General features: G+C 70.4%; 6 protein-coding genes. 3 read left to right on the plus strand and 3 right to left on the minus strand.

Annotated features, from left to right (window positions below):
* Positions 1–919 precede the first annotated feature (919 nt).
* A complete protein-coding gene (locus tag RM423_RS23390; RefSeq protein WP_311425454.1) occupies positions 920–1,636 on the plus strand; it encodes a hypothetical protein in 717 nt (238 codons plus the stop codon).
* A gap of 446 nt (positions 1,637–2,082) precedes the next feature.
* Here the strand turns inward: RM423_RS23390 and mobF are convergent, their stop codons facing one another.
* Positions 2,083–6,726 (minus strand): MobF family relaxase, encoded by a 4,644-nt coding sequence (gene mobF / locus RM423_RS23395; protein ID WP_311425455.1) that lies wholly within the window; start codon positions 6,724–6,726, stop codon positions 2,083–2,085.
* Positions 6,727–6,967: 241 nt separating this feature from the next.
* Between mobF and RM423_RS23400 the strand changes: the two genes are divergently transcribed.
* Together RM423_RS23400 and RM423_RS23405 are read left to right on the plus strand one after the other, a co-directional pair.
* On the plus strand, positions 6,968–7,279 hold the full coding sequence (locus tag RM423_RS23400; RefSeq protein WP_311425456.1) for a hypothetical protein: 312 nt from the start codon (positions 6,968–6,970) through the stop codon (positions 7,277–7,279).
* Positions 7,280–7,314: 35 nt separating this feature from the next.
* Entirely contained in the window at positions 7,315–7,878 is a 564-nt protein-coding gene (locus tag RM423_RS23405; RefSeq protein ID WP_311425457.1) for a hypothetical protein, read from the plus strand.
* Here the strand turns inward: RM423_RS23405 and RM423_RS23410 are convergent.
* Entirely contained in the window at positions 7,810–8,034 is a 225-nt protein-coding gene (locus tag RM423_RS23410) for a hypothetical protein (RefSeq protein WP_311425458.1), read from the minus strand. The genes RM423_RS23405 and RM423_RS23410 overlap by 69 nt on opposite strands.
* Positions 8,031–9,476, minus strand: coding sequence for a ParB/RepB/Spo0J family partition protein (locus RM423_RS23415; protein ID WP_311425459.1), 1,446 nt, complete (start codon positions 9,474–9,476; stop codon positions 8,031–8,033). Before RM423_RS23415 ends, RM423_RS23410 begins: the two co-directional genes overlap by 4 nt.
* Positions 9,477–9,642: the final 166 nt, after the last annotated feature.

Here is a 9,642-nt window from a genome sequence, read left to right on the forward strand (position 1 = left end):
AACGGCAAAGGCACATGGAGCGCCCGGTGCGTGGAGACACGCACGCCGGGTGCGGCGGGCGGACCGGGGAAACTCACCGTGAGCAATCACGACAGAGCGCCCCGGTCCGACCCAACCCAGCACCCCTACGAACGCTGGTACATGGCCGAGTGCTGCCGCTGCGGGCGCCGTCGCCATAAGGCCGGCAGCTGGCCGGACGGGCACGTCTGCCGCACCTGCTCTGACCGCGCGGTGCGGACCCGAGGGTCCTGCCCCGGCTGCGGCCAGGAACGGGCGCTTCCGGGTCGTCGTGCCGCCGACGCAGCCGCGGTCTGCACCACCTGCGCCGGCTTCAGTCAGTCTTTCGCCTGCACCCGCTGCGGCTTCGAGGACAAGCTGCACGGTGGCCGGCTCTGCACCCGCTGCACCTTCGCCGACCGGCTGAGCGAGGTTCTTGACGACGGGTCCGGCCGGATCCGTCCCCAGCTCGTCCCGCTGGCCGATTCCCTGCTCGCAATGGACAGTCCACTTTCCGGCCTGGCGTGGCTGTCAACGGCCAAGAGCCGCAGCGGCTCCGCCGACGATCTACTGCGGCGCCTGGGCCGTGGTGAGATAGCACTGACCCACGAGGCCTTCCACACCGTGCAGCCCTGGCGGACAGCCGCTCACCTGCGAGACCTGCTGATGTCTTGCGGCGTGCTCCCTGTCGTCGACAAGCAGATCTGTTCCTTCGAGCGGTGGCTGGTCGGCCACCTCGCCGACCTCAGCGACCCCGAGCACGCCCAACTCGTGCGCCGCTTCGTCACCTGGGAAGTCCTGCCGCGACTGCGCAGTCGCGCGGAGATCAAGCCGATCACCTCGTCCGGGCGGCCGCCATGCCGGCGAGCAGGTCAAGCACGCCACGGCCTTCCTGCGGTGGCTCTGCGAGCGCGGCATCGTCTTGGCCACCTGCCGCCAGGCCGACATCGACGCTTGGCACATCGAGCACAACGAACACGCCCGCAACACCGTCCGGGCCTTCCTGCTGTGGTGCACGGCCAACAAGCTCACCCGACGATTTCGGCTACCCGCCGCGGTGATCCGCCAAGCGACACCACTCCCGCAACCCGAACGCGTGCACCTGCTCGGCCGCCTGTTGACCGGCCACGACCTGCCGCTCCGGACCCGGGTCGCGGCCGCCATCGTCCTGCTCTACGCACAACCGCTGAGCCGCGTCGTCCGCCTCACCATCGACGACGTGATCCGCGACGGCGACCATGTCCTGCTCCGGCTCGGCGAGCCACCATCCCCGGTCCCCGGACCCGTCGCCGATCTCCTGCTCGCCTGGATCGGCAACCGCGACAACATGAACACCGCCACCAACCGCGACTCACGCTGGCTGTTCCCCGGCCGCCGGGCCGGCCAGCCGATGCACGCCCAGTCGCTCGCGGCCCTGGTCAACGGCCTCGGCATCCCCACCGTCGCCGGCCGAACCTCCGCGATCCGGCAACACTTGCTCGAGTTGCCTGCACCCGTCGTCGCAGATGCACTTGGCTACCACCCGGTCACCACCGCCAAGCTGGCATCGCAGGCCGGAGGCACCTGGAGCCGCTACGCCGCCGGAGACCACCAACGGTCACCATCAGGCTGGACTGCGCGCAGAACCCACGACAGTTGAATAGGCGATCTCACCAGGATCAACCCGCTATCGCCCCTCGGACATCAGCACATCAACCTGCTCGGCCGCTACCAATTCAGCGCCCACGACCTCATCGACGGACGACTCTGACCTCTGCGCGACTCCACGGGCTCCAGAGACCTCACCAGCTTCGCGTGCTTAGCGCACGCACGATCCTGCAGCGCTGCTACTCACGCCCCCACCTCAACCGTAGCCGGCTCCATGCACCGCAATCATTCCCCGCAGGTCCCGGCCTGGCCACGCCACAGCGTCACCAACACCCCAACTCGGTCGGAGACACCGTGAACAGCATTGCGAAATCCCCTGCCACCGCCAGCTGATGCTGCTGATGGGCCCCACGCCACGCGGGCGCGATGCGCGCAGTGAAGCCGGAGCAGTTTGACACAGACCCAAACAGGCGCATGGCGTAAAGATCAAAAGGGGTGTTACCGGCCGAGGCCGGGATCGTCTCGGCGGCGGTTGCGGTCATCCCGATTGCGGTCGACCGGCGGGGGTACGTCACGGTTCGGCTGGTTCCGCCCGGTCGGCTCGGGGGCGATGGGTTTGGGCGGCCGGTGGCGATCGGCCCGAGTGGCGCGAGGCTCCGGGTCGGCGCCGGCGGGTGCCCGGCTGGATTTCTGGGTGCTGCGGATCCGGTTGAGACGGTCGAGCGTTGTCCGCCGATCGACCTTGGCCAGCGGGGCCGGAGTTTCCTCCGCTGGGGCCGGGGCTGGCGTAGCTGTGCGCAGGACCGGTAGCCGATCCTCGGCCAAGCCGAGGTAGAGCGCGGCGGCGGTGCCATCGGCGTAGGAGTTGTCGTCGAACCGGTCGAGCCATTCCTCGCCGGCGGCCGCGGTGACGGTGGCGTTGAGGACGGTGCTGCGGTGCAGCTCGGTCAGCGCTTGGGCGAGCCGGTCGGCCTGGCGGGCCACGTGCTCGATGGGCCGGTGGGTGCCGTCCGGGCGGGAGACGGCGACGGGCAGCACGGCGGCTAGGGCCGCGAGCTGGTCGCTCCTGCGGGTGTTGTCGGTGCTGGCACTGGTGTGCTGGGCCACGACCTGGTCGACGGTGACGTCGAGCAGCGGCCGGCGCTCGGCGAGAGCGGCGGCCACCGCGGCGCTGCCCTGCTCGGCGAGCAGCTGGGCGGGATCGGTCCCGCCCGGAAGGTCGAGGGCGTGGGCGTTGACGTGGGGTCGGGCGTCGAGGAGGCGGTGGGCCTTGACCGCGGCGGCACGGCCGGCGCTGTCCTGGTCGAAGCCGGCGATGACGTCGCGTTCGGCCAGCGGTGCGAGCTGGTCGACGGTGTCGAGGTGGCCGGCGGTCAGGGCGGTGCTGGCGGTGGCGATCGCCACGAGATCCACACTGTGCTCGGCCGCGGCCTGGTTGACTGCTTCGGCGTCGAAGGGTCCTTCGACGATGGCCAGGTCGGCTCCGGCCTGCAGCTTGCCAACGGTGTCCGGGTTGAGACCGTAGGGCAGTTCGGCCTTGCGGTAGACGGCTGTGGTCGGGCCGTTGATGTACTTCGAGGTCCGCGGGTCGCTGGTGTCGGGGTGCGCGCGGGCGGTGAAGGACACGACCTGACCGTCCGAGGTGGTGATCGGCAGGACGAGCCGGTCGCGGTAGACGTCGATCAGGTTGCCGCGGCTCGACGTGGTCGCCACGCCTGCCGCGAGCAGAGTTTCGTCGTGGATCCCGGCGGCGCGCAGATGGTCGGTGAGGGTGCTCCAGCCGGCCGGGGCGTAACCGGCCGCTAGGTCTGGCAGCGCCCGGGCGGCGAGGTAGTCCGGTACCCACGAGCCCGGGGTCTGGGATTGGTAGAACTCCTGGGCCGCGGTGAGCGCGGCCAGCAGCTGGGGTTCCTGCAGCTCGGCCGGCGTCGTCGCCGGCGGACCGCCGACGGACGCGGTGTCGTGGTCGACCGGCTCGGCGGGCTCTGCTACGGCGGGTTTCGGGCCAGGTTGCGGGGCAGACTCCGCTTCGCGTTCGGGTTCCGGCCGGGTGGTTCGGGCCGGGGCTGTCAGTCCGGCGATCCTCTGCAGCGCGGCGGCCGTCTCGGCCGGCAGCGGCCTGTCTGTGGTGACAACGGCGCCGTCGGGGTCGATCAGTTCGTGACTGACCAGCCCGGCCAGATCCTCGGCCCGGGCTTTGTCGACCAGCGCGCTCACCGCGCGGTCAGTCAGCTCAGTGGGGGACATGGCGGCCAGGTCTTCGGCGTTGAACTGGTTGGCCGGAAGCATGCGATCACCGGGCAGGAAGAGCCGCATCGAGTTCCGGTGCCGGGTCAGACCGGTGTAGCCGGCGCGGGCGGCCAGGCCGTCGCCCAGTACGGCCACGTGGTCGGCCGTTTGCCCCTGCGCTTTGTGCACGGTCATGGCGTAGCCGTGCTCGAGGCCGCCGGCGGCGATGTAGTCAGCGGTCAGGACCGCGGTGCGGACCTCCTGCGTCGAGTCGCGCCAGGAGATCGTGATGGTCTTGGCTTTCTTGTCGATCGACTCGACGTAGCCGCGGCGGCCGTTGAGGACGTCGGCCTCGCCTTCGCCCTTCCAGGCCCGGTAGTCGTTGGTGCGGGTCATCACCACGTCACCGACCGCGAACGCGACGACACCGCCGCCGGCCAGGCGGAACGTGACGTCGGTTCCGGTCAGTTCACCCCCGCTGCGGGCGATGATCCGGGCGGCCTGGTTCAGCTCGGCGACGTCGCTGTTGCTCGAGGCCAGCAGCAGGTTTTCGGCCACCCGCTGGTACTTCTCGGTGTAGCCGGCGGCCAGGCTCCGCCAGTGCGCGACGGCACCGGCCAGGGCGCTGACTCGGTCCGGGGTGGCCACCACGTCGCCGGCCTGCTGCCACGTGCGCAGCGCCGCGGCGAAGTCGGCGTCGCGCCACAACGCGACCGCAACCCGATCCAGCGGGCTGCGCTGGCGGCGGTTCTCGGCGAGGGTGAGCCCGTCGATGAGGCCGTGCACGGCCGGCAGGAACCCGGCCGGTGAGGGCGAGGCGAGTTGCTTCGGATCGCCGATGGCGACCACCTTCACCCCCGCCAGCTCGGCGCCGCGCAGGATCGAGCGGAACTCGCGGGTGCCGAGCATGCCGGCCTCGTCGATCACGAGCACCCCGACCCCGGCCGAGGCCAGGCGCTCGGCCGCGGTCAGGTGCGCGGTGGCGAAGTCGACCTCGCCGTCGCTGCCCTGATCGTGCAGGAGCTGGGTGACGGTGCTGGCCGCAATCCCGGCCTCGGCCCGCAGGTTCTCCGCGGCCACGGCCGCGGTGGCCACCCCGGCCACGACCAGTCCCGAAGCTTCCCACGCCTGCCGGGTGGCGTTCATGAGCGTGGTCTTGCCCGAGCCGGCGACACCGATCACGGCCTCGACGGCATGCCCGGCGCCGGTCAGCCGGTCGAATACCGCCTGCTGCTCGGCCGAGAAACCGAACCCGCCAGTGGTCTCGACGCCGGCGGCCGCGGCGGCGGCCAGGTCACGGTCGACGATGCCCCGGCCGGCGTTCAAGCCGCCGGCGGTCCGCGCGCACACGTCCGCTTCGGTCTCGATCAGCTCACTGGTGGTGTAGCGATCGGCATTGGATTGGGTGGCCGTCGAGGTCGCGTCCGGCAATCGGACGGTGCCGGTGTGGTGCAGGATCTGCTCGGCCAGGGCGTTCAGCTCGGCCGTGTCCTGCACCCCGGCCGGGTGCTCGGCCGCGACCGCGGCCAGCACCGCACGGCGGGTGAAGGATTGGTCGGTCGCGGTCAGCTCCGGCCGCGCCCCGGCCACCAGCCGGGCCGCTACGGCCTGCACGTCCAGAACCGCCGGCAGGGCAGTGGCTGAGGCGGCGGCGCGGGCGGTGTGGACCAGCCCGGTCACCGACTGGCCCTCCTGGCCGGCTTCGGCGCGCCACTGTTCGCGCAGCACGACGTCCGGCCGGGCCGCGGTGTCGCCTTTGGACTCCCGGGTCATCGCGTTGGCGACCCGGCGCTGAGCAACGCTGGGCTGGCTGATGCCGAGCTTGTCGAGCATGGCGGTGACGTCCATGCCGCGCTTGGAGAAAGTCGATACGAGCTCCCGGGATATGCCAATGACCTCCCACTGGCCCGACACCGCATCCCGGGCCCACCGCAACCCCAACTGCTCGGTCAAAGCCCGCGCCCGGGCCGTCATGAACTCCCCGTACACGGCGACGTGGTTGAACAGATCCCGGCCACCGGCGCCGATCGTGGACCACTTGCCGTCGCTCGTCTGGATCATGTTCGCGATGTTCAGGTGCGCGTGCAGGTGCGGATCACCGGCCCGCCCGTCCACGGTCGGGCGGGCCGTGCGGTGCACCACCATCCACCCGGACAGGCCCTGACCCTGCTTCCGCTGGGCACTGGCACCGTCGCCATGGTGACCACGCAGCGCCGCACCGGCGCTCTCATCGGCCAGCCCGAGCGTGTCCAGCGCGGCCCGTTCCAGCACGTCCTCCAGCTCAGTGGTGCTCTGCTCGTCGGCGAAGGCCCACAGCACCGAGAACGACTTTGGCAGCGTCACCGTCACGTCATAGCCGCGGTTACCGACCACAACTCGGTCCTCGGCATGCGCGGCCGCGGCGTCGAAGACATCGCCGCCGTAGACCACGTCCGGGTTCAGAGCGGCAGCATCAAGCACGCCGGCGACCCGCTTGACCGCGATCCGATAGCCCTCACCGAGCCGGGCCACGCCGCGTTCCAACCGGCCCCACTCGGCCAGTTGGCGACCCGAGGGGAACAGCTGCACCGGCTCGACACCGCGCTCGGCCGCAGCCTTCACCACGGCGTCATACAGCGGCACCGCAGCCAGCTTCCCGGCCGGCGCGATCTCGGTCTTAGCCTCGAGCAGCTGCTCACCCGAGACCGGATGCACTCCGCGCATCATCGCCCGGGCCTGCTCATACGACCCAGCGTCTAACGCTCTCCCAGCCTCCAGACCGAGGGCCGCGACGCCCTCACCAATCCAGCGCATCGGCCGCTCCGGCGCATCCAGGCGGTAGTCGAGCTGGTGGTCATGGCCGCAGCCCGTGTGCCCGGTCAGGCGGTATTCCACCTGCTCATCCGAGCCGATAATCGAGACCGAGGCACCCAACCGGTGCACCTCCTGTCGTTCGCCCGCCAGCGGCCCGCCCGGGGCCGTTCTGCCCGTATCGTCACGCGCAGCGTGACGATACCTTAGTCCTAATCACCATCTTAAGAATCAGGCGCCTGCATCTGACCTGGCATGAAGTTCTTCTGTCGGAAGTACCTCGGGTATTGGTTGACTCGTCAACTGGTCGGTTGAGGTGTCTGCCCTGCGTGGTTTCGGGTTCCAGATCGTTACAGTGTTCGGCATGACACGGCGAAATGAGCATCCGGCGGCCCGTCGGGTCGATGACATACTCAACGCCCGCATGAACACGATCCGCGGCCTGGCTGTGGAAGCTGCCTCGGCGCTGACCCGCGCCGGTGATCTTCGCGCCCAGGCGGACGAGCAGAAAGCGTTAGCTGACCAAGCCACGCTGAAGTTGCTGGAGCTGGTGCCGCGCGCCGAGGTCGCGCAGATGCTCGGCGTGAAGCCGGGCGAGCTACCCGCGCGATCGGCTCGGAATAAGTCGGCCGAGCAGACCTCGGAGGGCGCGCCCGCCGCTGCGATGGCGGGCTGAGTCCGAGGGGCGAGGAGCGTTAGGTCGAGTAGGTCATGAGCCGCAGTCACGGTGTGCCGGTACCGATCAGCACCGAGGCGACAGGGCGACTGCTGGCGCGGGTCGCGCGGACCTCGACCTGCTGGATATGGATGGGCGCGGTGTCCAGCCCCGACGGCTACGGCCGGTTCTACCTGCGCGACGGTGAACGCTCGCGCGCGGTCACCCCGCAGCGCTACCTCTACGAGCAGCAGTCCGGGCCGCTGGCCCGCTCGGCCACGCTGATGCACCAGTGCGAGGTGCGTATCTGCTGCCGGGTGGACCAGGCGCACGTGATCGCCGGTACCCAGACCCGCAACATGCAAGACGCCGCGTGGCGGGGCCGGGCACGCGGGTCACGGCCCGGGCTGGTCGATGTGCGCGGCCCGGTCGGCCAGGCCCGCGCGATCCAGCACGCGATGAGGGCCAGCGCCGACAGTTCGTCATCGGCGCTGGCCCTCATCCTGGCTGACGTGATCGCAGCCGGTGACCCGCTCAGGAACAACCTGGCGTTATTCGATCCGCTTGGCCCTGATATGGCGGCGGCTGGCCGCGACGTGTTCGGCGATCCGGTCCAATAGCTGGCCATCCTCGCGCGGTGACGAGCGGAGCAAGGCGGCTATCGCGTCCAGGGCCTCGGCGTCCAGCGCGGCCTGGATCGCCTCGTCCACCGCCAGCGCCGCCCACCCGGCATCGGTCAGCCCGTAGCGGGTCGCGGGATCGGCCGGGGCGCTCATGAGGCCACCAGGTCGGCGTCGCTGGCCTCGCTCACCTCGGCCTGGCCGGCCGACTGCTGCGACACTGCCGGCGCGGTGGACTTGGCCGCGCTGGTCCGGGGTGAGCGCGTAGCCGGCCAGGGCAGGCACAGCCGCTCGACGTCGGACAGTTCATAGCCCTGAGCGGCCAGGAACGCGAAGTACCGGCCCGCGCCCCCGTTGTTCGAGCGCCACGTGTGGGTTCCGGTTCTGGCCTCGTACGCGGCCAGCACGAACCCCAGCGTAAGGACCTGCGCCCGGCCCTCGCTGGCCTTCTCAGCGGCGGCTTGCAGCGCGGGTGTGCCTTTCAGGCCGAGCAGTTCGCACAGCATCTGATTGCCCGCCCACTGGGTGGCCTGGCTCAGCTCATGCGGGCTGTGCGCCAGTTCGACCGCGACGAACGCGGCCGAGCCCTTCGGCGGCGTCTTGCGGGCCAGGAAGGTCCGCAGCCAGGACCGGCGCACGGTCTCTGCGCTGCGCCAGGCGCTGTTGTTCTCGCGGACCTGCCGACGCTCGGCGCTGGCCTGCTCCCGCTCGGCCGGGGTGAGCGCGGCCGCCGGTACCGCAGCACCGTCACTGGGCCGGTGGCCGTTGGCCTTCCAGTCGGTGCAGACGTACACCGTCTCGCACCGCCCGGACCACGTGCGGTGCACGTAGGCGGCATGGCCGGGACAGTTCTTGTGCTTGGCCGGGGTGATGCCGCTGCCCTGCGCGTCGGCCACCAGCTCGGCCAGCCGCTTGCTGGACTTATCACCGTAGGACGGCTGCTCGACCAGGCGCACACCGGCGCCGGTCAGCTTCGTCTGCGCCTCGGCCAGCTCGCGGGCCCGGTCGCGTTCATCGCGCACCCGCTGGGCCAGGTGGTCGAACGAGCCCCGCGACTTCTTTGCCGCAGCGACCAACGCCTTGACCGTCTCCGGCTCGGACTCTGCGACGGCGGCCGCCTGGTCCAGGGTCAGGAAGTCGTAGCGTTCGGTGGCTCCCTTGGCCAGCGCGGATCCGGCGGCGGCGAGGGCCTGGTCGACGTCGGCCTTGCGGGAGCGGGTCTGGCGCACGATCTGGGCTGCCGACAGGCCGAGCAGGCTGAGCTGCTCGACGGCGGCGACCTTGTTACTGGTGGACAACCCGGAGCGGTGCTCGTTCTCTGCCCACTGGCGCACGATCCGCGCCGCGTCGTCGGCGTCGTCCTCCCCCGTCACATACACCGGCACCGTGGCGTGCCCGGCCTGCACAGCCGCCAGGGTGCGCCGGTGCCCGTAGCGGACCCGGACACCCTGCTCGCTGCGCACGGCAACGATCGGCACCAGCACGCCGTACTCACGGACGCTGGCCAGGAACTCTTTGCCCAGCGCCGCATCGGTGCGGACGTTGAAGTCGACCAGCAACGATGACGGGTCCATCTGTAGTAACTGCATCTCGGTCATACGCTTGAAACTCCATCCTGCACAGGCCGGGGTTGCGTGGTTGGGACCTGACCCCGAGTAGTGGACACGCTCAATCCCTGCTTCGGTGGGGTGGAAGCGAGATGATCCACTCATGGCGAGGAAGAACTACTCCGAGGAGTTTCGCCGCGACGCTGTCGAGTTGTAT

The sequence above is a fragment of the Jatrophihabitans lederbergiae genome (genome assembly GCF_031845305.1).
Classification (GTDB): domain Bacteria; phylum Actinomycetota; class Actinomycetes; order Mycobacteriales; family Jatrophihabitantaceae; genus Jatrophihabitans_A; species Jatrophihabitans_A lederbergiae.